The organism is Bordetella genomosp. 4, from assembly GCF_002261185.1.
In the GTDB taxonomy this organism is placed as follows: domain Bacteria; phylum Pseudomonadota; class Gammaproteobacteria; order Burkholderiales; family Burkholderiaceae_B; genus Bordetella_A.
In genome coordinates, this window is record NZ_NEVQ01000008.1 from 91,235 (window position 1) to 115,528 (window position 24,294).

Sequence of the window (24,294 nt, forward strand, 5' to 3'; positions counted from 1 at the left end):
GCATTGCCACAGTCCTGTGGTGTGCGCGCCCTAAGGACTGGAAAACCTCCTCAGCGCCAACGCCTGTCCTCGTCGTACAACGGGTCAGGCCCGGGATGAAAACGGGTCACGCTATTGCCGTCTCGTCCCATGTAGACGTACATCAGCGAATTCCATACGCCCGACTGCTTATAGCGATACGCCCAGACGGTTTCGCGCACGCTGGGCAGGCCTACGCCCGAGATATCGGCCGGCGGGCCGAACTCGCACTGCACTTGCTCCGCCGTCATGCCTTGCGCCAAATGCTGCTTGAAATAGGGATCGGTCAGGATAGGAACGATCTGCTCGGTGCGTCCGTCGGCAGTGAGATCCGTGCCCCAGGCATACTGGCCGGACGGCTGGGTGGTCCAGATGACGCGATGCGTGCCGTCGGCCCGGGTGCATTCAAAATTGGGCCGGCCAAACTGGCTGGTAACCTCGGCCATCGGGGCGCCGGGCGGCACCTGGGCAAGATTGGCGCAGGCTGACAGGGCACCGAGCGCGGCGGTCAGCGCCACGGCGCGGCTTGCCAAGCGGTAAATATGACGGGGCATGGCGATTCTCCGGAGGGCGGCGGCCATGGGGCCAGCACCCGAAAAGGGCGGCCAGACGACGGGTATTCCGGCCTAGTAGGGTAATTCTAGCGAATCGGCTATAATTCCATCCTTGATTTGCCCGGCTATTGTGTATGGCCGGGCAAATTGATATTGAACGCACGTCAAAAAGTTGTACAAAAAGTCGTATTTCGCGCATGCCAGCGCCTGCGCAACTGTTTGCCGTTTTTAAAACCACGGTAGGGCACCTCGGCCCTGCCGCCAGTCCGAAGAGGTCATTCCATGTCCGTAGCTGACATCAAAAAAGCCGACATCGTCGCTCAGTTTCAACGCGCCCAAGGCGATACCGGTTCCCCCGAAGTCCAAGTAGCTCTGCTGACCGCTCGTATCAACGAGTTGACCGGTCACTTCAAAGAACACATGAAGGACCACCATTCGCGCCGCGGTCTGCTGCGCATGGTCAGCCGTCGTCGCAAACTGCTCGACTACCTCAAGGGTCGCAATCCCGATTCGTACCGCGCACTGATCGAAAAACTCGGTCTGCGCAAGTGATCGACGGGGCAGGCTCCCCATGACACAACCGTGGTCGGTGCGGCGTATGTCGCAGCGGCCACGGTTTTTCATTTGTAAGGAATTCTCGTCATGTTCAATAAAGTGACTAAATCGTTCCAATACGGCCAGCATACGGTCGTGCTGGAAACCGGCGAGATCGCCCGTCAGGCCTCCGGCGCTGTGCTGGTGTCGGTGGACGATACGGTTGTATTGGCCACCGTCGTGGCCGCCAAAAAGGCAAAACCCGGTCAGACGTTCTTTCCGCTGACGGTCGACTACATCGAAAAAAGCTACGCTGCGGGCCGTATCCCCGGTGGCTTCTTCAAGCGCGAAGGCAAACCCTCCGAAAAGGAAACCCTGACCTCGCGCCTGATCGATCGCCCGTTGCGTCCCTTGTTCCCCGAAGGCTTCTACAACGAAGTCCAAGTGGTGCTGCACACCCTGTCGGTCAATCCCGACATCGACCCCGATATCCCGGCCATGATCGGCGCCTCCGCCGCCTTGGCGATCTCGGGCATTCCGTTCAATGGTCCGATCGGCGCTGCTCGCGTAGCCTACATTGATGACCAATACGTGCTGAACCCCACCGCTTCGCAGTTGAAGTCGTCCAAGATGGACCTGGTGGTCGCCGGTACCGAAAATGCCGTGCTGATGGTCGAGTCCGAAGCACAGCAGCTGTCTGAAGAAGTCATGCTCGGTGGCGTGGTGTATGGCCACGAGCAAATGCAGGCTGCCATCAACGCCATCCACGAGTTGGTGCGCGAGGCCGGCAAGCCCGACTGGGAATGGCAAGCCGCTCCCAAAAACGAGGCCCTGATTGCTGCAGTGACTGCCGCTGCCCAAGACAGCCTGGTCGCTGCCTATCAGGTTCGCCAGAAACAAGCCCGCACGACGCAACTGCGTGACGTCTACGCCGACGTACATGCCAAGCTGGCCGAGCAGGCCGCTGCTGCTGGCCAGGACGCTCCCGACGCAGTCGAAGTCGACAACATTCTGTTCGATCTCGAGGCCCGCATCGTTCGCGGTCAGATCCTGAATGGCGAACCCCGCATCGACGGCCGCGACACCCGCACCGTGCGCCCCATCAGCGTGCGCCTGGGTGTGTTGCCCCGTGCACACGGCAGCGCCTTGTTCACCCGCGGTGAAACGCAGGCTCTGGTTGTCGCCACGCTGGGCACCAAGCAAGACGAGCAGATCATCGACGCGCTCATGGGCGAGTACCGTGACCGCTTCATGCTGCACTACAACATGCCTCCGTTTGCGACCGGCGAAACCGGCCGTATCGGTGTGCCCAAGCGCCGCGAAATCGGCCATGGCCGCCTGGCCAAGCGTGCATTGGTGTCCTTGCTGCCTCCTCACGAAGATTTCCAATACACCATCCGCCTGGTGTCGGAAATCACCGAATCCAACGGCTCGTCGTCGATGGCATCGGTCTGCGGTGGCTCGTTGGCCATGATGGATGCGGGCGTGCCGCTGCAGGATCACGTGGCCGGTGTGGCCATGGGCTTGATCCTGGACGACGGCAAATTCGCCGTTCTGACCGACATCCTGGGTGACGAAGATCACCTGGGCGATATGGACTTCAAGGTAGCCGGTACGAAAAACGGTATTACCGCGCTGCAGATGGACATCAAGATCCAGGGCATCACCAAGGAAATCATGCAGGTCGCGCTGGCACAAGCCCGTGAAGGCCGCCTGCATATCCTGGGCAAGATGACCGAAGCCCTCGAGGGTTCGCGTGGTGAGCTGTCGGCCTTTGCGCCGCGCATGCTGACCATCAAGATCAACCCCGAGAAGATCCGTGACGTGATCGGCAAGGGCGGCGCTACCATCCGCTCCCTCACCGAAGAAACCGGCACCCAGATCGACATCTCTGATGACGGCACGATCGTGATCTCCAGCGTGGACGAGGCTCAGGCCAAAGAAGCCCAGCGCCGTATCGTCGAGCTGACCGCGGATGTCGAAGTCGGCCAGGTTTACGACGGTTCGGTCCTGCGCCTGCTGGATTTCGGCGCCATCGTGCAAGTGCTGCCTGGCCGTGACGGCTTGCTGCACATCTCGGAAATCGCCAACTACCGCATCGCCAACATCAACGATGTGCTCAAGGTCGGCCAACAGGTCCGCGTCAAGGTCATCGAGGCCGATGACAAGGGCCGTCTGCGTCTGTCCATCAAAGCCATCGGCGGGATCGAGCAACAGCAGCAACCCGGTGCTGAAGCCGCCCCTCAATCGGCGCCGCAAGCTGAATAAGCTTTGCGTTTCTTGAGCAAAAACAGCACCGAAAGGTGCTGTTTTTGTTTTGATCTGCGGTAAATTCCTGGACGCAAGGACGCAAGGACGCAAGGACGCAAGGACGCGGGCACATGGTGTACCTGCAGCGATACGATGGAGCGCTCATTGATTAGTACAGGAATCATACGGGCATGAGGTGCCCACGGTGGGTAGCCTGGATATGTGCGAGCGGCAGCCTGTTGTGGGCGGCCGGCTGTTCGCTAGGGCAGCCCGAGGCCGTCGGCCCGGAAAGCGAAGAGATGTCCATGGATCAGTTTGCGCAAACTGATTTCAACCGGACCGTCACCCTGGAAATTCGCGACAACCTGGACAGCCTGTACAGCTTGTTGGATAAACTCTATCGCCGCAATCCTCGCGAGTGGCGCAAATCCGGCGTCCCCACACAAGAAGCCGCCGTGGCCCGGGTGAGAAAAATGATCGAAACCCGCACGCCCCCTGCTGATCTGAGTGGCTTGCGCGATATCCAGATCCTGGCTGTCTCGCTGGATCCTGCCTATACCCGCGACCGCGTCGCTGCCTTTATTTATGGTCTGGCAGATACGCTGATCGCTGCCCACAACGACAAAACGCGTATTTACGTGTCCGATGTGCTGCATGGGCAACGGATCTACAACGCCGCGCGCAACGTCGAGGCCGCTGCGTGGTTGCTCGCATCTCGCCGCAATGTGGCAGACGAGCCTTTGTTATTGGCCAACGAAATATCGCCCACCGTGACCAACCTCAGTTTCGAGCGCGAATTCGGCGCCATTATTGGCCGACTGGATTTGATTGCAAATCTGCTGGGCGAGAACGACCGGCGCATCGGGATCAATTATGCGCAGGGACTGCTGTTCTTTAATTTCCTGCCCGTGCGATGAGGATTTACACTCATGGTCCCGGCCGCCGCGTGTGGCTGTGATGAACCTGCCTATGTATCTGACAGCTATTTCCGTCCTTACAGAAGCGGATTCCACGATTCTTACTGGATTCGACCGTGATCGATCTCGCCGCCATACAAGCCGCCCGCGCCCGTCTGCAAGGGCAAGTGCATAAAACGCCATTTACGCACTCGCGCACGCTCTCCGATATCCTGGGCGCCGAGATCTGGCTGAAATTCGAAAACCTGCAATTCACTGCCTCGTTCAAAGAGCGGGGCGCGCTAAATCGAATGCTGGCGCTGACGCCGCAAGAGCGCAGCAAGGGCGTCATTGCGGTGTCCGCAGGAAACCACGCACAAGGCGTGGCCTATCATGCGCAGCGCATGGGGGTGCCGGCGGTGATCGTCATGCCGCGATTCACGCCTACGGTCAAAGTCGCCAATACGCGGCGCTTCGGTGCAGAAGTCGTCTTGCATGGCGATACCTTTGACGACGCGAAAGCCCATGGCTACGAACTCGTACGGGAGCGCGGCCTGATCATGATCCATCCTTACGACGACGAGGCGGTCATCGCCGGGCAGGGCACCCTGGCGTTGGAAATGCTGGAGGACAAACCAGACCTGGACGCGATGGTCATCGCCATCGGTGGCGGCGGCTTGATCAGCGGCATTGCGACCGCCGCGAAAGCAATCAAACCGGGTATCGAAATCGTCGGCGTCCAAACCGAGCGGTTTCCGTCCATGTACGCTGCCGTGAAGGGCGCGTCGATGACTGCCGGCCACTACACGATCGCAGAAGGCATCGCGGTGAAATCCCCAGGCGCGATCACCCAAGAGATCGTTCGTCGCGCGGTTGATCGTATCGAATTGGTCAGCGAGAGCGATATCGAGCACGCTATCGTCGTGCTTCTGGAAATCGAAAAAACCGTTGTCGAAGGGGCGGGAGCGGCCGGCCTGGCTGCGTTGCTACGCGATCAAGCCGAAGGCGGCCAACGTTTCCACGGCAAACGCGTTGCGTTGGTGCTGACCGGCGGCAACATCGATCCTTTGATGCTGGGCGAGTTGATCGAACGCGGCATGGTGCGCGCAGGCCGGCTGGCGCGTATCCGGGTAGATCTGCGCGATCTGCCCGGCGCCTTGGCGCACGCCACCAAACTGATCGCGGATGCCCAGGCCAACATTACCGAGGTGCACCACCAACGCGCCTTTACGGCATTGCCCGTACGGAACGTCGAAGTCGATTTCGTATTGCAGACCCGAGGCCCCGAGCATATTCAGGAAGTGATCGATGTGTTGAATGCCGCAGGGTTCGCGGCGAGCAATCACGATCATTGAGCGTCTGAGCCGCGCGTCACAGCCCGTCGCGCGCGACCAATGCCTTCAGCCGGTATAGCCGCTCGCGATGCAGCGTTGCGTCCAGCGGTTCTGGATCCCGCCCCAGCGCAATATAGTCTGCCGGTATCGCCCGGATTGATGCACGCAGCCGGTCCGCATCGTCTTGCCACCATTGAGACAGCAATTTATCTGGGTTAAATACATCCATCCCCTGGCGCCGCAGCTCGGAACGGCGAAAGTCTTTCAGATTCCAGGTGGTCACCAATACCTGGGGCGGTTGCTGCAAACCGCAGCGGGCTCGCTGGGCGAGCCCCGCCGCGATGACATGAAAATCCTTGGGATCGCTGTAACGTAACCCGGCTTCGTATGCCTGCAGATCGCCTTGGCTTGCTTGCGGGAACCGTTCGTTCATTTCCGCCCATTGCGTCTCCAGCACATCCAGGGGGATATCCCAGAGCCGAGCAGCATTCCGGCGCCATTCCTCGCCGATGCGTTCGCTCCATACAGGCTGATAGACGCCATGGGCCGCCAGACTCAGCATCAGGCGGCGCATGATGCCGGACATCAGGACACAGGCATCCAGCACGACAAAGGGGGACGAAGCAGAGGGAAGGACAGGCACGGCAGCCGGCGCCAGGCAGCGCCTCGAAAAATAAGTGACGGCCGTCACTGTAACAGGAACCCCCTCAGGCTTTGTGGTAACAAGAGGTAGCCGCGAGGCCAGGCATCCTATTGGGCAGAATCTGCTGGCGTTTCAGATAGTTATAGATTCGTTGCATCTATTAGGGAAAACCGCCTTGAGTCCCTATTTTTCTTCCAGTAGCTTGCGATGATTAGTCTATAACGGGCCATTTTGCGTGGTTTACATGACATTGGCATGAACGCCGTGGATGTTCAGTCGTGTGCCTGCGGCAACGGCCGGAGATAGTCTCTGGAGAAAGTTTGTGGATATTCCTAGCGTCCTTCAGTCTCGCCCCATCATTGCCCACACGGCAGTCAACGGCCTGACATTCCGGCAAATGGCAGGATACGAGGGGTTGTCGCAACTGTTCGAGTTCGAAGTCGAGCTGCTGGCGGACAATTTCAACCTGGATTTGAAACAACTGCTGGGCAAGCCCTTGACCCTGGAATTAGCGACCTCATCCGCGAAGCGTTATCTCGGCGGGCACGTGGTGCGTTGCGTCATGGTCGGGCGCGAAAACAGCGTCTCGCGTAATTACATATATAAAGCCACGGTGAAACCGTGGCTGTGGTATCTGACGCAGACCTCGGATAACAAGATTTTCCAGCAGAAAAACGTCCCCGATATCATCAAAGAAGTGCTCGGGGAATACGGATATCCGTTCGAAATGAAACTCACGGGCAGCTATCGCTCGTGGGAATACTGCGTTCAATATCAGGAAACGGATTTTGCCTTCATCAGCCGGCTGATGGAGCACGAAGGGATTTACTACTACTTCAAGCATGATAAAGACCAGCACACCCTGGTCATGACTGACGATATTGCCTCGCATAGCCCCGTGCCTGGCTACGAGACGATTCCGTATTACGGCCCTGACCGGGTCGCGACGCCCCAGGAAGAGTGCATCTCGATGTGGGAAGTCTCGGCCCAGGTGACACCCGATGGCTATGCCACGGTGGACTACGACTTTACAAAGCCGGGGGCGAGCCTGGACGCGATGTCCAAGCGCAAGGGCGGCTCAGAGCCGGGCAACCTCGAAATGTTCGAATGGCAGGGCGGTTTCCAAGAGGCTCAGCATGGCGAGCAATACGCTCGTATTCGTCTGGAGGAATTGCAAAGTATTCAGGAACAAAACCTGGGGTTGAGCAACGCTCGAGGCCTGGCGCCGGGGCATTTGTTTACCTTGCGCAATCACCCACGCAAAGCGGAAAACCGCGAATATCTGGTGGTGATGGTGAACTACCGGATGAGCGTAGGCGGCTACTCCAGTGGCAGCGGCACCGAGGAGTTCTACGAGGAGTCATTCTCGGCACTGCCCTCGAACGTGCAATATCGCGCGCCGCGCACGACCCCGATTCCGCGCACGCACGGCCCGCAGACGGCGCGCGTGGTCGGACCGGCGGGCAAGGAAATCTGGACCGACAAATACGGCCGGATCAAAATCCAGTTCCACTGGGATCGCTACGGTCAGAAAAACGAAAGCAGTTCGTGCTGGGTACGGGTATCTAGCCCATGGGCCGGTGGTGGATTTGGCGGCCTGCAACTGCCGCGGGTAAATGACGAAGTGGTTGTTGATTTCATCGGCGGCTGCCCCGATCGGCCGATTGTCTTGGGGCGCGTTTATAACGCCAATAACATGCCGCCGGTGGAATTGCCCGGAAATGCGAACCAAAGCGGATTCCGCAGCCAGTCGGTCTATGGCGATCCGACGATGTGCAACAAGATGATCTTCGATGACACGCTGGGGGCGGAGTTGGTGCATCAGCGGGCGCAGAAGGATCATTGTCATGAAGTGGTGAACGATCACAATCACACCGTCGGATGTAATTACACCGTAGACGTGTGCGGACACTACAGCATCACGGCTGGCTCATTGGGGGTATTGATCAAAGGCACGACCGATCTGACGCACAAAGCGCAGACGACGGTCAACATGAAAGCCTATAACCGCACTATCGAAGGGCCGGTCATTACCAAGACGACGGGCGACGTGGGCGCCTCTACAGAAGGAGTGCTGACAACCAAGCAGGTCGGTGCGCAATCCGTGACGGAAGAAGGCGACGTGACGCACAGCCTGACAGGCAATTATGGTTCGACCCATTTTGGCGATTTCAAATTGGTCATCCACGGCAATGTCGGTTGACGAAGCCGTGCTCATGGCAATCGGGATACCCGGTTTCTCCATTTAACTCTACAGGTGGCTCGTATGAGTAAATCGGATCTGGAAAAGCTTACCGATGAGTTGCGCATTAGCCAGGGGGCCGAGGCGCCGAGAACGCCGACGCTTCAGGAGGTGTCCGATCTCGCTTCGAACCACGGTGCGCCGTTGTCGCCGCAGGAGAGCAAAGCAGCCGAGAATCTGATCAGCACGTTCGCAAGCAGTAACGGCATTCCCTGGCTGGGGACGAGTTCCATGGCGGCTCCGGTTACTCCACCGGTTGCCGAACAAGCACTTGCGGCAAGTGTCAATGCAGCGGCAGGCGGCACGTTGATAGCAGCGGGGCTCGAATTCAAACAGAAGCTGACCGCGACGGTTCATGATGAGGTTGTCCTGACTTTCAAAGACTCCTATATCAAGAACACCTTGGGCGAGACCGTATACCACCACGAGGGGCCGGTAAAGATCGACGCAACCGACGTGCGTTTGAAAGCATCGAAAATCAATATCAATGCCTGGATAGAGAAGAATACGGTAGAAGCCAGCAAGGAGTCATACCGCTATGCCACCAATATCAGTGTGGGCTCGCTCTCAGGCTTGCTGACGGCCACATCGAACAACTCTGTAACTGGCATTGCCGGGGACTTCTCAGTATTCAATATGAGCCTGGGGGCAATCCGGCTGGGTACGGCCGCCGCTATGAGCCATTACGGTGATTCTCGAAATGGCAAAAAATTTGTCGCGCTCAAGAGCGCTACTTCCAAGTCGGACAGGGCAGCGAATCTCATTGCTACAGCCTTCACGATGCTCTTTATTATCTAGTAGGCGGATTTATGTCTCCTCCGACAGTGCTTCCCGGTTCGGATGCGGCCAAGGCGGTCGCCAAGGTGGGTCAATATGTTGCGGACCAAGGCGCTGGCTTGCAGTTGCCGGTGCTGGAGCAGTATGTCAAAGACGTCATTGTCGAGTATGGCGGTGATCCAGTAACGGCTGCGGCATCGGCGCGTACAGTCACTGTCATGGCGGAGCGTGATCCCGCCAATACTCAAGGTATCGCCGAGCATATCGTTGCTAAAGCGGTATCGGATCCCAATACGATCAGTGATCGTATTCGCGAGAATGTGCAGCGTGGTGTGGCCGAGCGCGGTGGACTGAACAGCCTGACCAAGGACGAACAAAAAGCCTTGGCTTACGACGAGGCATCAGGCGCTCTGCGTAGCGCGGGCATCACGGATACCCAGTCGCATGCCGACCTGAAAACGCGTATCAACGACTATATCGACCAAGGCGCGAGTCCTGAGGTGGCTGCCGCTGCTGCTGCCGCTCCTGCATTGGCTGCAGGCGGACCTGTAGCGGACTCTCTATCGATCTTCGGCTATCTGGTTATGTTGGTGCATGGCGATGTCAAGTATGTCTTCAATAATACGGAGACCCTCAATGTCTCGGGTAGTGCTATCCACTCTCATATGAAGAGCGTCAAATACGACATGTCGGCATATAACTTCGATATCGTGTGCGACACGATACAAACATCATCGACGAATGAGTTTTTGAATGGACGATTTCATATCGGCCTGGGCGTTGGCAATTATCCTGGCACGTACAAAGCACTCATGACGTCTGCCTTTAGTTTTTATGGCGGAGTAGGCAAGCTCGGGATGCAGTGGCGACCATTTACGCTGTACAGCCTAAACGGAACGAAGAAGCGCTTGTACTTGGCAGGCATAGACAATGACATGGTCATGTACAACCGAGCTATCGAAGAGGACAGGGACCATCGAGAAACATCAGTCCTCACCGTTGAGCAGGCCAAACAGGCTATCCAGCGTACCATCACAAAGTGGTTCAATTAATGAACTTGCCATTCAACGTTCTACCCGGATCTGATGCTGCGAACGCTGTCCAGGCAGTGCGGGACCTGGATGGATTGACCCTGGCTAATTTCGAAGAACAAATCGGGCCGATCTTGAAGCAGTATCACGTGGATCCGGTCACGGCGTCAGCATTGAATGAGACCGCCCGTCAGGTCACGACGAATAACCCGAATATCGAGTTGAAGCCGCTGACCGAAAGTCTGGTGGGTACAGCCATCGCTGACCCTCGCGTGGCGGGCAACAATGCTCGTCAAGCAGTCCGTGCCGGCGGTGATTTGAGCCTTAGTGATCGGGAGAAGCTGGCCGTCGAAGCTGCTGGCATCGAGGCAGAGAAAGCCGGTGGGAGTAAAACTCTGGCGGAAAGCAAAGCCAAAGAGGCTCTTAAACAAGGCGCTAGCCCTGAAATGGCTGCGGAATCTGCGGCCACCGCTGCGGTTGCTAGTGCCGTAGCAAGCAATCCGGAATTCGCGTCAGGCTTGGAAGTCTTTGGCTATTTCAAGGCGATGGTGCAGGGGATAGTGATAGAAACGAACCTCAGCAACGAACGGCATGAAGTCAAAAACAAGACAGACTGGATCATCGGCGCGGCTTTTATTCAGAATACGGCTGTCGACTTGACGGTGGATTGTCACTATTACCATGCACACGCGCAGCGCGATGTCAGCCGTCGTACCTATGCGCTGAATACATATTTGGCCGGCTATTACATGACTTCGCCGGATCCATGGACGTTCACCGGCATGTCGGTGGGAGCCTCGGTTGCGACCGGCTCTGTCTATAAAGACATTATTTCCCCCGGTGTTATCAAAGTCACCAAGGCAAAGAAAGACTTCTATTATGCCGGGATGACAGTAGAGGGCGTGGACAAGACTATGTCGAGTGCGCACCGGATGGCCGATAAAGGTTTGATCAAAATAAAGTTGAAGAGCACCCTGACATTCCTGGGAGGAAATCCAAAATTCAGCAGCATTCCTCCGATGCTTGGCAGCCTCTCCTCCAAGCTCAAGAGCAAGATTTCTCGTAGCGGGAACTCTGGCCCATGAAAATTATCAAGCCGGTGCGACTGACTGTGATGCCCCGCCCGTATCGGTGGCGGGGCCAGGTGGGCTTGTCCGTGGCGGTTGCTGCTCTGGTACACCACGGAAGCGAAGGGGCCCGCATTCAGGCGGAGCATACCTTAGTCAATGATGTGTTGCCTGAACTGGATGCGGATGAGGTGCTGGATTTTGTCATGCCGAAACCTCATCCAGAGTACATGGTGAGCGGCAGCGCCTATACGGTGCATCAGGAGGACAAGACGCGATGCGTTGTCAGTGTGCGTGTCGGCGACAAGCGCAAGGATGGTCTGGTCTTCGGTAATCGTTACTGGATGGGAGACCGGATCACCGAGCCTCAGCCGTTTGAGGCCATGCCTTTGACCTGGAGCAATTCATTCGGCGGCAGTACGTTTCCCGAAAACCCTTTGGGCACGGGGCTTGATGCGGTTGAGGTGAATGGCATTGAGGCAATTCGTCTACCCAACCTGGAGTCTCCCGTTGAGCGTATTCACACGCGCGGCCAGCGCGTCGAACCCTATAACTTCGGACAGATTCGGGTTGACTGGCCGCAGCGGTTAGAGAAATTCGGTTCGTGCGATGAAAAATGGGTGAATACCATTGGCGCGGGCTTTTTTGACGATCTGCAATTGTCAGCTTTCAATGCTGCGCCCGATGACCAGGTCTGGCAGGATCGCGATGCGCTGTTCATGGACGAGGACTTCGAGTTCTGGAATATGCATCCAGAATTGCATTGCTGGTCGGGTCGTCTGCTGGACGTTCGGGCCCGTTGTTTCATCAAACGTCAGGACGCCGATGATCTGGACGAGGTACCGTTGAGGCCCACGACCGTTTGGTTTTTGCCGAATCGGACCAGCTATGTACTGATTTTTCATGGGCAGATTCCTATCGCCGATGATGATGCGATGGATGTGCAAGCCATCATGGCGGCCATGGAGCATCAAGCTCAGGAACGCTCCATGGATCACTATCGGCATATTTATGCGCGGCGTACGAATTTCGACACCGCGGCGCTCGATACGCTACGCGACGCTGACTTGATGCCTGCAGATATTCTGGCTCCGTGGTTGGAAGACGTCCCGCTGGGGAAGCAGGCGCTGGTGTCGAAATTGACCGATCGTTTGCGCCGAGACACGGGAGCCTACCCATCCGGAGGGTTCATCGGGCCGGTCAAGCCGGTGACGCTGGCAGATCTGACCGAGATGGCGGAGCAGTATCAGGTCTCACATGACGAGATCATGGCGAGTCACCAAAAAGAAAGACAAAAGGCATTTGAGGAGATGCATCGCAGCGTGGAAAGCAGCGGCTCCAAAGAGGATGCTGCGTTGCTGAGTGCCATTGCTGAGGCCACGTCACCCAAAGATGGCGGGATCACTCTGCCCCAGGTCGGCCCGCCCGATTTGGACGCGGTATTTCAGACCGTCCGTTCATCGGATTCGCGCCAATCGCTGCGCAAGGCATTTTCAGGCAAAGAGGCCGCTGGCAGTACGCCCCGCGAAGTTTATGACCATAGCAAGCGAGCCCTGAAGCAGATCTATCTCTATTCAGTACATTATCAGCAAGGGGTGGCTCGTGTGGGGCCGCATCGCGCACAGCAAATTCGTGAACAGGTAGAGAAAAAGTACCGGCTGAGCAAGAATCTGTCCGACATGGATTTAACGGGAGCAGATCTGTCGGGTATGAATCTGTCAGGAGCAGATTTTTCGCGTACCTGGTTGGAGAAAGTCGACTTCACGAATACCGATCTGACTGGCGCCAAGTTTGAAGAAACCGTACTGGCAAGAGGCTCCTTTACTGATTGCCGTCTGGATGGCGCGGTCTTTACGCGGGCCAATATTAGCGACGCCGTTTTTACAAATACCTCGTTTGGCAGTGCGACGCTGGACAAGGTAATCTGTGAGCTGCCGGTGCGGTTCGATCACTGCACTTTCGAGTCTGGAAAAATGACGCGATTCCGTATGCAACGCAGCGAGTTCAGGGATTGCGTGATGCGTGATATGGAGCTGAGCGACGTTTCGTTTGAGCACGCGCTTTTTTCCAACGTTGATATCGCTGATACGCATTTCGACAAGATCAGCTTCGAGCAATCGAGTATTGATGATCTACGTATCGAGGCGAGCGTGATAAACGGTTGCGTTATGCTTGAGAGTACCTTTCATCGTTGGCATATGCAGGGTTCGCTGATGAGCAAATGTGCCTTCATGACTGATATCAAGTTCAGCGAATGCAGACTGGGAGGGAATCATTTTCAGCAAACTACATTCCGCGCCGTGGATTTTTCACGCGTGAGCTTTCAGGGAGCGACGTTGGACCAATGCGATTTTTCGCAGGCCAATCTCTATGGATGCGATATGCGGAAAATTCAGACACCGCAGTCTGTGTTTGTACGGACGTGCTTCGATATGGCTGATCTGTCGGGCAGCAACCTGATGCAGGGAAATTTCCAGAAAGCGACCTTTGTGGGGGCCAATCTCTCGGGCTGCAATCTGTTCCGTGCTGACATGTCTGAGACGCTGCTGGATGCGTCTACCAGGATTGAGAATCCCTATGTGCGACGTACGCGCTTGGCTCCCTATCGCCAGGGGCAGCACGCACGCCTTGGGGGGGGAGCGGTATGAGCAAAGCGCACATTCTTGCACACGCCCATACGTTGGAAAAAATGGCGAACCTCGATGTTCGCAATGAAGTATTCCAAGGGGATGCGTTGACAGGCATGGTATTCGATCAAGTCGATTTTTCGGGTACCCGGTTTCTGAATTGCATCATGCACGAGTGCGTGTTTATTGATTGTTTGTTCTCAGGAACACTGTTTCACGGGTCCGATCTGGCACATAGCCTGTTTTCATCGTGCACGATGAAAAGCTCGATGTTCGACGGATGTAATTTGTCTGAGACGCAGTTCGACGACTGTGGCTTGCAAAATGCTACTGTTCGCCATTGCGAACTCGAAAAAGTGGCATTCTCTCACTGTGATGCAACGCAGGCCGTTCTGCGCGATTTGATCCTACGTGATGCCGATGTGCTTGATTCGTGTCTGACCGAGACAGATTTTACGGGCACGGATCTATCCAAATGCCTGTTTCATGAGCTTGATTTACGCAGCACTGTTTTCACCCGGGCGGTGATGAAGGACATGGGGATGTCGGGCTGCAATTTGGCAGGCCAGAATCTCTCTGGTCAAGACCTGTCTGGCACGCAATTGAACGAAGCGATACTGACGAACGTGAATCTGGCAGATTGCCGATTAGTGATGTGCAACTTCAGTGATGCCGAAATCACGGATGCGAGCTTTGCTCAGGCAGATCTGCGCAATAGCCTGTTTATTAACGCCACCATGGAGAACGTGGTCTTTATTGGCGCCACGATGAACCAGAGCATATGGAATGGCGCGTTGGTTCAGCGAGCGGATTTTGATGGCGCAGATCTCGGCATGAGTGTGTTCAACAGAACGTCTTTTGAACATTGCCAGTTTCGCGACAGCGACATGCAGTATGCCGATTTTTCGTATTCCGGTTTGAAATCGTGCGGCTTTGATGGCGTCTTGATGAACAATACCCGGTTTCATAGGGCATTGGTCGATTCGGACGATATCAAACGACGTCTCGGCGCCGTAGAGCGTGATGACGAGTTGTTCGAAGCCGAACTGTGGAGTGCTTGATCCTTCAGGAGAAAACTATGCCTTTTTGGGGATGTATGGGTAGTGGCCGCAGTATCGGGCTGGGACCTTATCTTACCGGCGTTTCGAAGAATGACATGCTTAGCTGCATGAAATTGCCGACCACCAACATCTTTATTCAGAAGAAACCGGCACACAACATTTTTTCGGTGGCGCCATTGACGATAGACTTGCCTTCGGGGGTTCTGGGGGTGGCGACCGGGACGCTGTTTATGTTAGGCGCCACTATTGCGTTGTTTTCATTCACGGTGATTGCATGCGGTGGATTCGTGATTCGCTGGCTGTGCCTGGCGCTTCAGAATTTCTGGAATACATTAGGCATGTATCTGAAGATGGACCAGAAAAAAGTGCTGGTTCTTGCTGCTTGATGCCGATCGTTCTCTGACGGTGGCGCACGGATATTTACGATGGCCCTCTATCGTCTGGCGACAGTCTTTGGCTATGTGCTATTGATCGGCGCAGTAGCTTTTTTCATCGGTTACTTTGCGCTGATGGTACTAGTCACCGGTTTTTTTGGTAATGAATCGGTTTTGAAGTGGGCAATGGGGGCCTTTTTTCTCGGTATTTTGTTGTTCCAAGCTCGTGCCTTAGTGGTTGATTTTTTGGCTGAACGGGTTGTTAAACACGGAGTACGTACAACCGGCCGGGTGGTTGCCGTCGAGCATAGCGGCAAGCAAGAGGTCGGCGACAGAGTGTGGGCAGACTGGTATCAAGTTATTGTCCAAATGGCTCCGCTGCCGGGTTTGACCGGCGAGCGCCAAGCTCATATAGAACAACTCTTCATGAAGGGTGCGACGGCTTGGCTGAAGCAGGGTGCAACTGTACCTATCAAATATGCGCCCGATTTGAGATTGGCGATCATCGATCATGAGCAGGCGTATCCGCGTCTGCACGCTGGTTCACAGTTTGCCTGGCGTAGGCTTCGATGACGAGCTTCGGCGCGATCTAATTATTTATCAGGCTGGGTACCTATTTCGTTCCGACGACAGTAGGGAGGGCTTCGCTTGCCAACCGCAGGTCTTGACGTCCTCCAACGCTCCTGGTGCGTGCTCATCGCGCTTTACACCCCATCGCATAGACGCGGCTTGACCTGCACAGCCGTTGATTGCCCGCCCCGTTTCAGGGTGGGCGCACTTCTTGTATACATCGAATTTTCCTGAATGAGCACCAGTTTGGAAGTGCTATGTCTGCCTTTAAGTACTAACCCTAGCTGTTTGTGTATGCATTTAATCCATATCATGTATACATAAATCGCCGTTACGTGCTCACAAGAGGATTCAGGGAATATGGATTTGCAGCTGACAGGGAAGAAAATTCTCATTACAGGGGCTTCGCAGGGCATAGGGGAAGGCCTGGCCCACGCATTTGCTGCGGAAGGTTGCGACTTGCACCTGACGGCGCGTTCGGCCGACAAGCTGGATGAATTGCGCCGAGAGATCCAGGAGCGCCAGCAGGTCAAAGTCACCGTGACCGCCGTCGACATGACTGTCGAGGGCGCGTGCGAGCAAATCGTGGCCGAGGCGGGCGACGTCGATGTCTTGATCAACAACGCCGGCGTGATCCCCAGCGGCACGCTATTCGACATCGACGGCAAGAAATGGCGCGACGGCTGGGCGCTGAAAGGCTTTGGCTACGCCGACATGATCCGTCTCGTTTATCCCCGGATGAAACAGCGCGGGGGGGGCGTCATTCTCAACAATATCGGCAACGGCGGCGAGGTCTGCGACCCGAACTACATCGAGGGCGCAGCCGGTAATGCATCGCTGATGGCGCTCACGCGCGCCCTGGGCGGCGTCAGCCTGGACGACAACATCCGCGTCGTCGGCGTGAACCCCGGTCCGGTGGATACGAGCCGCATCTACAACATGCTCAAGAAATTCGCGGAAAACCGGCTCGGCGACGCAGACCGGTATGAGGAACTGCTGGAACGCTATCCGCTAGGCCGGCCCGCCAAAGTGCACGAGATCACGGATCTATTCCTGTTCCTGGCCTCTTTCCGTTCCGGCTACACGTCGGGAACGGTGTTCACGGTCGATGGCGGCATTGCTTCGCGCCGCGCCGTGGTGTGACGACTGCTCATCCTTTGTAGAACACCATGAAAAACTTCCAAGTCCGCAATCAATATTTTGACAAGCTGTGCAACACCCCTGGATTGATGTGGTTGGGCCAGAACACCAACCACTATCCGCCGCACGATTCCGTGCGCGATGCCGTGATTCAGGCCCTCGACAGCGGTGAATACCACGCCTACGCGCCGCCTGCCGGTTTCGAGGAACTGCGTCAGCTCATCCGCGAAGACATGGGCATCCCCGACGCCTCAGTGCTGGTGACCGACGGCGCCGTCGAAGCGCTCTACAACGTCTGCAGCAATATCTGCGAGCCCGGCACGGATTTCGTCACCACGGATCCCAGCTGGGCGTGGCCGATCCATTTCGCTAAAAAGGCCGGCGCGAATGTGATCGAGCTGCCCATCTACAACGCCGAACAGCACTACAAACTGACAGTCGGGCAACTGCGCGCAGCCGTCACAGAAAAGACCCGGGTCATCTATCTGGTTGATCCGAATAATCCGCTGGGTACCTGCCACACCGAGGACGAAATCAAGGCCTTTACCGAGATTGCACGGTCGGTCGGGGCGTACTTGATTCACGACGCGACATACAGCAGTTTCGCCGAGCACTTCACGCCCGCGTTCCGCTTCTATCCAGAAAAGTCTATCCAGATCTACAGTTTTTCCAAATGGTTGGGCTTGGCGGGAATGCGCCTGGGCGCCGTGTTGGCTCATGAGGATCTGGTGGAGCGTTTCGCATCGGCCCCGCCCAACAATCTCGGCAGCAATGTGCTTTCACAGCGTGCAGCCATTGCCGGGTTGAGGACCAAGGCGCAGTGGTTTCCCGAGATATGGCGGCGTCAGCGCCGCAATCAGGAGGTCGTCGCCCGTGCGGCATTGGCGATCCCGGGTTTTGCGGTGCCGGTTTATCCGTCGCACGCGAACCTGCTGGTAATCGAAACGATAGACGCGGGCATCAAACCCGAAGCATTGGTCGCCGCGTATCAGACGCGCGGCGTCATGATTCGCCAGGGCTCCTATCACACCAAGCGCTTTGGCCATCGTTTCGTCAAGGTGAGCTTGACGGTGCCAGAGGCCTGGGCAGATCGCTTTTGTGAGTTGTTGCCCGAGATGGTGGCCTTGGCGCGCACCATCGATGTCCCTGAAAACCTGTTCTGAGCGGAGCGCACATGCCGACTATCACGACTTCCGACAATATCCAGCTCTATTACGAAGAGGCGGGCGAGGGCGAGCCGATTATTTTCGTTCACGAGTTCGGCGGCGATATGCGTAGCTGGGAACCGCAAATGCGCTATTTTTCACGGCGTCATCGCTGCATTGCGTTCAACGCCAGGGGCTATCCGCCGTCCGATGTGCCAGAGAATCTGGAGCAGTATTCGCAACGTCGTGCGGCGTTGGATATTGTCGATGTGCTCGATGCGTTGCAGATCCCTAAAGCTCACGTGGTGGGATTGTCGATGGGAGGTTTTGCCACGGTTCATCTGGGCTTGATCGCACCCGAGCGCGCGCTGTCGCTGGTCGTGGCCGGTGCGGGTTACGGCGCGGAAAAGGAGCACGAGGAATACTTCCGTAATGTGTCGCTCGAGGTCGCCGCTCAGTTCGAAAAACAAGGATCGAAGGAGTTTTCCAAAACCTACGCGATGGCGGCATCGCGTATTGCCTATTTGCTCAAGGATCCACGTGGCTGGGCGGAGTTTGCCGAACAGTTGTCGCAACATTCAGCGACCGGATCCGCAATGACGATGCGCGGCGTCCAGGCGCGCAGGCCTTCTTTATATGATCTGGAGGATGAGCTGAAAGCCATGCCGGTCCCCACATTGATCGTAGTCGGAGACGAAGACGATCATTGCCTGCAACCTGGCATTTTCCTCAAAAAGACTATCCCTGCATCGGGTTTGGCAGTGCTGCCCAAAGCCGGCCACACGTTGAATATCGAAGAGCCTGCGCTGTTCAATCAGCTGGTCGCCGAGTTTCTGGCCACGGTGTCGCAGAACCGCTGGCTGCCTCGTGATCCCCGCGCGATGCCGTCGCAGATTATGAAAACGTCGTGACGTCGCGGTTTTTCAGAAAACAACGTATCCCCATTTCACATCGGAGCGGTCACGGATGAGCAAGCGGGCATCTTCCTACGTGTCGCAGCAGCGTTTGTGGGATCGCCACGAATCGCTGGCACGCATTGGCGCTACTGCGGCAGGTGGCGTCAACCGCCAAGCCTTGTCGCTGGAGGACATCGCCGCATGTCGCCAACTGATCGAATGGGGAAAATCCTTCGGCCTGCAGCCGTCGCGTGACGAGGCGGGAAATATTTTTCTGCGCTTGGCTGGCAGGGATGCGCTGGCGACGCCTGTCATTTCCGGCTCGCATCTGGATAGCCAACCTACGGGCGGAAAATACGATGGCGCATACGGTGTGTTGGCGGCGTTAGAGGCGTGTCAGTCGATCGTCGAGTCGGGTATTCAGCCGCAGCGACCGATCGATGTGGTGGCCTGGATGAACGAAGAAGGGTCGCGCTTTGCGCCCGGGATGATGGGTGCAGCGGTGTTTGCGGGCGTGCGCAGCCTCGCCGACATCGAGACCGTCCGAGATCAACAGGGCATTTCCGTGGGCCAGGCACTGAGCAATGCCAAACAAGCCTTGGCCGATATTCCGCCGCGAGATTTTGGAGGACCGGTCTTCGCCTATGTAGAGGCGCACATCGAGCAGGGCCCTTTGCTGGAACGACTGAAAAAAACCATCGGTGTAGTCAGTGGGATTCAGGGCAAACGCACGTTTGTCGTAAGTATCGATGGCGAAGCCTCTCATGCGGGAACGTCGTTGCGCAGCGAGCGCAAGGATGCGCTGCTGGCGGCAGTGCGCATGATTCAGGCGCTGACCGCGCGCATGCATGACGAGCAAGACATCGTGAAATTCACGATAGGCCGGATCAACGTGACGCCGAATGCGCCCTCGGTGGTGCCCAGCAGCGTGCGCTTTTCTATCGATCTGCGTCATCCGGACTCGGCGGTGCTCACTGCGCTGGGCGATGCCATCGCAGGTATTTGCGACGCCCATGCTGCACCCTGCAAGGTCCGCGTCGAGGAGCTCTCCAGCGCCATGTCGCTGGAGTTTCCGCAGGCAATGCGGCAACGCATCCGCGATGCGGCCGATACGCTGGGTATTTCCCGGATGGAGATCTTGTCGGCGGCCGGGCACGACGCGAGATATCTGCATCCGATCTGCCCATCGGCGATGCTTTTCATCCCTTGTCGCGAGGGCATTACCCATAACGAGGCCGAATCGATTACCGCGGCAGACGCGGCCGATGGGGCGAGAGTGTTGACTGAGGTGCTGGTGAGTTTGGCGGGTTCGTAGTCCAACAATTGATAAAGCGAGGGGAAACCGTGAATAACGCTGTGCTTTCGTCACCTGCTACGTTACCGATGGATATGGAAAAGCGCTTGTATCGCAAGATCACTTGGCGCCTGATTCCGTTTCTGATGTTTTGCTACGTGGCGGCGTACATTGATAGAGTGAATGTCGGGTTTGCAAAGCTTCAGATGCTGGATGAGCTAGGCTTCAGCGAAACCGTTTATGGGCTAGGGGCGGGCATATTCTTTTCGGCTATTTCGTGTTCGAGGTGCCTAGCAATCTGATTCTGCGTAAAGTCGGTGCGCGAGTCTGGATCGCGCGGATCATGCTCACCTGGGGGCTGATTTCTGCGGCCTTTGTGTGGGTCTCGACGCCGACGCAATACTACGTTCTACGGTTTCTGCTTGGTGCTGCCGAAGCGGGGTTCTATCCCGGCGTGATTTACTACTTGATGTCTTGGTATCCGCCGAAACGACGTTCACAAATCATTGCGCTGTTCATGGTGGCGATTCCCGTGGCGGGCATATTGGGTGGGCCGATTTCCGGTTGGATCATCTCGGCATTCCACCAGACTCATGGGTATTCGGGATGGCAGTGGATGTTCTTTCTCGAAGCGTTGCCATCTATCGTGCTAGGGGTGGCGACGCTGTTTGTGCTCGATAGCAGTCCCGAGAAAGCGAAGTGGTTGAGCACAGCAGAAAAGGCCCATATTGCCAAGGATCTGGAGGTGCCCAGCAATCTCCATGGACAGGTGCTGTCGTCTGTCGCGCATATCTTCAAAGATCCGCGCATGCTGCTGCTGTCGCTGATCTATTTCTGCGTCATCATGGGGCAGTATGGGTTGACATTCTGGATGCCCACGCTGATCAAGGCTTCGGGCGTTACCGGGGTGTTGAATATCGGCTTGCTGTCGGCCGTGCCTTATATCGTGGCGATCGTCGCGATGTTGAGTTTCGGACGCAGCTCTGATCGTACGGGTGAGCGTCGATGGCATGTCATCATTCCCATGCTCATGGGGGCGGTCGGGTATCTCATCGTTGCGATGTCTGGCAATCACGTTCCCATGGCGTTGATCGGGCTGTCGCTGGCCGCGGCCGGGGTTATTACACCGGGGCCATTATTCTGGGCTTTACCTTCCGCATTCCTGGTGGGCAGTGCTGCTGCCGCAGGAGTAGCGGCGATCAATGCGTTTGCAGGCTTGGCTGGATTTGTCAGCCCTTATTTCATCGGATGGCTGCGCGATTTGACCCAGAGTTCGACGATCGCAATGTATATCTCTGCGGCAGTGTTGTTGGTCGGCGCGCTGTTGGTGCTGATGATTCCGGCAAAGCTCGTGAATCGTTGAGCTAGGCACCCGCAAAAAAGGAAGGGATTTTGTCTACGGGTAAATCCCTATCCGACCAGGCTATGCGTAGGCTAAAAGCCTTTCCGGGATCTCCCGAACCGCTTGCGTAATGAATTTTTATGAAAAAATAATAACAATTCTTATTTTTATTCAATAAAATGCCGGCGTTGGCTGAATCAGCCTGTCTTTGTTCTCGTATCGGGAAGCATAAGAACGTCATGCATTCATTTTTCCATCACGCGCATGGACGAGATGTTGGTCAGTCCAGGGGTTTCTGCACGCTTGCTATCGCCATGCATTCGGCGTTTGTCCTCATGGCGCTTTCGGCGCAGGCCTACGCTCAGCAAACCGCGACTGACGCTGCCACCTTGCCTGCGGTGACCGTGACGGGCGCGATCGACACCGACCCGGCGAACACGCCTTTTGCGGGCGGGCAAGTCAATGCCGGCAGTGATCTCGGGCTGCTCGGCAGCACCAGTTTCATGGACACGCCGTTCAATCAGATCAGCTATACGTCAGAGTTGATCGAGCAACAACAGGCGCGCTCGCTTGCCGATCTGGTGGAGAATGATCCTTCTGTTCGCTTGGGTTCTGCGCGCACCAATATCCAGGAACAGTTCACGATCCGGGGGCTGAATTTCAACAGTCAGGACGTGGCCTTCAACGGTATGTACGGCTTGTCGCCATACTGGCGCGTGCCGCTGGAAATCGCCGAGAGCGTAGAGGTGTTGAAGGGGCCATCCGCGTTGTTGAGCGGCATGGCGCCGGGCGGCAACGTGGCAGGCGCCATCAATATCGTTCCGAAACGCGCCTATGACGATCCTCTGACACGGGTCACGGTCAACTACGTGTCCGACTCGCAGGTTGGAGCCCATCTGGATATGGGACGGCGTTTCGGGGAAAACAACGAGTGGGGTATCCGGCTCAACGCCATGTATAGCGATGGCAGTACGACGATTGACAAGCAGAGCGAGCGAGATCACTTGATCTCGCTAGGCCTGGATTATCGGGGCGAACGCTTGCGGGCGTCGTTCGATGTGATGAACCAAAAGCAGACCATCGACAACGTGGTGCGTCAATTTGCGATGTCGCCTGGCCTCACCTCGATCCCCTCTGCACCGGATACGGATCTGAATTATCCCGGATATGGCCGTAGTGTTGTCGAGGACACGATGGTGGCGGGGCGGGTCGAGTATGACATCAACGACAATCTCTCAGTGCATGGCGCTATCGGCCGCCGCTACGACAAGATGAACGCCATCGCGGGCAATATCACATTGCTGAACGAGCAGGGTGATTTTGTTTCCTCACCCGCCTGGCAAATCATGAAGCCCGCCACCACCAGCATGGAATTCGGCGTGAACGGCCAATTCGAAACTGGTCCGATCAAACACAAGGTAGCCGCCAGTTTCTCGCGCCTGAACGACAGTGCGGACATAGGTTTCGTGTTTCCCTGGAGCGACGTGTACCTGAGCAATCTGTATTCGCCCACGTCTGCGAGCACGCCCAGCACGGATGGCATCAGTAATCCTACTGGGGCGTACCAGCGGGCTACGCTTACCAGCTACGCGTTGGCCGACACGCTGTCCATTCTGGATGACAGCGTTCAACTGACTGTTGGCGCACGACGGCAATCCGTGGAAAACCAGAACTACGATGTTTTCACTCACGAGCCCTCTGGCGAGAAGTACAAGGAGTTCGCGGTAACGCCGGTAGTGGGACTGTTGGTCAAGCCCGTATCCAATCTGTCGCTCTACGCCAATTACATCGAGGGCTTGTCCCTGGGCGCGTCGGCGTTGCCGCCCACCGTGACGACCGCCACGGCCTTGCCGCCGATGAAGACCAAGCAAATGGAAATCGGCGCCAAGTATGACTGGGGCACGTTTGCGACGACGATCAGCCTGTTCCAGATCAAGCGGCCCAGCGCGACAACCATGAATGGCGCGCTGTCAGAGAACGGCAAGCAGATCAATCGCGGTATCGAGTTCAACGCTTTCGGCGAAGTCGTGCGTGATGTGCGCGTGCTTGGGGGATTGACCCTGATGCGTGGAAAGCTGGACAAAATGGCCGACGGTGTTTACGAAGGCAATGATGCGATTGGCGTGCCCCGTGTCCAGGCGTCTCTGGGCGTCGATTGGGACAATGTCATGACTCCCGGATTTGGCGTGAACGCGCGCGTGGTCTACACCGGCTCGCAATATGTCGATCAGGCCAACGAGCTCAAGATCCCTTCCGCGACGCGCGTAGACGTGGGGGCGCGGTACCGGACCAAGATCGCTGGCAATGGCTTGACGTTGCGCTTGAACGTCGAGAATCTGTTCGACGAGTCGTACTGGGCGACCTCGAGTTCGACGAGCAATCTGGACACCGGGGGCTACCTGTATCTGGGTACTGGCCGTACGGTCTTGCTGTCGGCCACGATGGATTTCTAAAGTCATTTCGGTGACAGCAGCTTGGGGTATCGTTGCAGTCGTATCT

At 56.7% G+C, this 24,294-nt stretch carries 19 protein-coding genes and 1 pseudogene; 18 read left to right on the forward strand and 2 right to left on the reverse strand.

What is annotated here, in order from left to right:
• Nucleotides 1-50: 50 nt before the first annotated feature.
• Nucleotides 51-572, reverse strand: a complete 522-nt coding sequence (locus CAL20_RS05695; RefSeq protein WP_094820107.1) for a hypothetical protein — start codon at nt 570-572, stop codon at nt 51-53.
• A gap of 282 nt (nt 573-854) precedes the next feature.
• Between CAL20_RS05695 and rpsO the strand changes: the two genes are divergently transcribed.
• The 4 genes from rpsO to CAL20_RS05715 all read left to right on the forward strand — a co-directional run bounded on the left by rpsO (nt 855) and on the right by CAL20_RS05715 (nt 5,607).
• Nucleotides 855-1,124 (forward strand): 30S ribosomal protein S15, encoded by a 270-nt coding sequence (gene rpsO, locus CAL20_RS05700; RefSeq protein ID WP_012248532.1) that lies wholly within the window; start codon nt 855-857, stop codon nt 1,122-1,124.
• Nucleotides 1,125-1,214: 90 nt separating this feature from the next.
• The gene (gene pnp, locus CAL20_RS05705; protein ID WP_094820108.1) at nt 1,215-3,374 is read left to right on the forward strand and encodes a polyribonucleotide nucleotidyltransferase; all 2,160 of its coding nucleotides are present in this window, start codon (nt 1,215-1,217) and stop codon (nt 3,372-3,374) included.
• Between the two features lie 173 nt (nt 3,375-3,547).
• Nucleotides 3,548-4,273 (forward strand): hypothetical protein, encoded by a 726-nt coding sequence (locus CAL20_RS05710; protein WP_094820109.1) that lies wholly within the window; start codon nt 3,548-3,550, stop codon nt 4,271-4,273.
• 116 nt (nt 4,274-4,389) lie between these two features.
• Entirely contained in the window at nt 4,390-5,607 is a 1,218-nt protein-coding gene (locus CAL20_RS05715; protein WP_094820110.1) for a threonine ammonia-lyase, read from the forward strand.
• A gap of 16 nt (nt 5,608-5,623) precedes the next feature.
• Here the strand turns inward: CAL20_RS05715 and CAL20_RS05720 are convergent, their stop codons facing one another.
• Complete coding sequence (locus tag CAL20_RS05720; protein WP_094837402.1) at nt 5,624-6,172, reverse strand: PIN domain-containing protein; 549 nt, start codon at nt 6,170-6,172, stop codon at nt 5,624-5,626.
• A gap of 379 nt (nt 6,173-6,551) precedes the next feature.
• Between CAL20_RS05720 and CAL20_RS05725 the strand changes: the two genes are divergently transcribed.
• From CAL20_RS05725 to CAL20_RS05790, 14 genes and pseudogenes are all read left to right on the forward strand, one after another.
• Entirely contained in the window at nt 6,552-8,432 is a 1,881-nt protein-coding gene (locus CAL20_RS05725; protein WP_094820111.1) for a type VI secretion system Vgr family protein, read from the forward strand.
• Between the two features lie 63 nt (nt 8,433-8,495).
• Nucleotides 8,496-9,269 (forward strand): hypothetical protein, encoded by a 774-nt coding sequence (locus CAL20_RS05730; protein ID WP_094820112.1) that lies wholly within the window; start codon nt 8,496-8,498, stop codon nt 9,267-9,269.
• Between the two features lie 11 nt (nt 9,270-9,280).
• Nucleotides 9,281-10,300 (forward strand): hypothetical protein, encoded by a 1,020-nt coding sequence (locus CAL20_RS05735; RefSeq protein WP_094820113.1) that lies wholly within the window; start codon nt 9,281-9,283, stop codon nt 10,298-10,300.
• Nucleotides 10,300-11,364, forward strand: a complete 1,065-nt coding sequence (locus CAL20_RS05740; protein WP_094820114.1) for a hypothetical protein — start codon at nt 10,300-10,302, stop codon at nt 11,362-11,364. Before CAL20_RS05735 ends, CAL20_RS05740 begins: the two co-directional genes overlap by 1 nt.
• Nucleotides 11,361-13,994, forward strand: a complete 2,634-nt coding sequence (locus CAL20_RS05745; RefSeq protein WP_094837403.1) for a DUF2169 family type VI secretion system accessory protein — start codon at nt 11,361-11,363, stop codon at nt 13,992-13,994. The genes CAL20_RS05740 and CAL20_RS05745 overlap by 4 nt, the downstream gene beginning before the upstream one ends.
• Complete coding sequence (locus tag CAL20_RS05750; RefSeq protein WP_094820116.1) at nt 13,991-15,034, forward strand: pentapeptide repeat-containing protein; 1,044 nt, start codon at nt 13,991-13,993, stop codon at nt 15,032-15,034. Before CAL20_RS05745 ends, CAL20_RS05750 begins: the two co-directional genes overlap by 4 nt.
• A gap of 17 nt (nt 15,035-15,051) precedes the next feature.
• Entirely contained in the window at nt 15,052-15,420 is a 369-nt protein-coding gene (locus CAL20_RS05755) for a hypothetical protein (RefSeq protein WP_141217653.1), read from the forward strand.
• 39 nt (nt 15,421-15,459) lie between these two features.
• On the forward strand, nt 15,460-15,981 hold the full coding sequence (locus tag CAL20_RS05760; RefSeq protein ID WP_094820118.1) for a hypothetical protein: 522 nt from the start codon (nt 15,460-15,462) through the stop codon (nt 15,979-15,981).
• Between the two features lie 357 nt (nt 15,982-16,338).
• On the forward strand, nt 16,339-17,121 hold the full coding sequence (locus tag CAL20_RS05765; RefSeq protein ID WP_094820119.1) for an SDR family oxidoreductase: 783 nt from the start codon (nt 16,339-16,341) through the stop codon (nt 17,119-17,121).
• Between the two features lie 26 nt (nt 17,122-17,147).
• Nucleotides 17,148-18,281 carry a pyridoxal phosphate-dependent aminotransferase gene (locus CAL20_RS05770; RefSeq protein WP_094837404.1) on the forward strand — a complete coding sequence of 378 codons (1,134 nt, stop codon included), beginning with the start codon at nt 17,148-17,150 and terminating at the stop codon, nt 18,279-18,281.
• A gap of 11 nt (nt 18,282-18,292) precedes the next feature.
• Nucleotides 18,293-19,174, forward strand: a complete 882-nt coding sequence (locus tag CAL20_RS05775; protein WP_094820121.1) for an alpha/beta fold hydrolase — start codon at nt 18,293-18,295, stop codon at nt 19,172-19,174.
• Nucleotides 19,175-19,229: 55 nt separating this feature from the next.
• The gene (locus CAL20_RS05780) at nt 19,230-20,474 is read left to right on the forward strand and encodes a Zn-dependent hydrolase (RefSeq protein ID WP_094837405.1); all 1,245 of its coding nucleotides are present in this window, start codon (nt 19,230-19,232) and stop codon (nt 20,472-20,474) included.
• A 68-nt stretch (nt 20,475-20,542) separates the two neighbouring features.
• A pseudogene (locus CAL20_RS05785) lies at nt 20,543-21,816 on the forward strand (MFS transporter).
• A 218-nt stretch (nt 21,817-22,034) separates the two neighbouring features.
• The gene (locus CAL20_RS05790) at nt 22,035-24,248 is read left to right on the forward strand and encodes a TonB-dependent receptor (protein ID WP_176456452.1); all 2,214 of its coding nucleotides are present in this window, start codon (nt 22,035-22,037) and stop codon (nt 24,246-24,248) included.
• Nucleotides 24,249-24,294 lie beyond the last annotated feature (46 nt).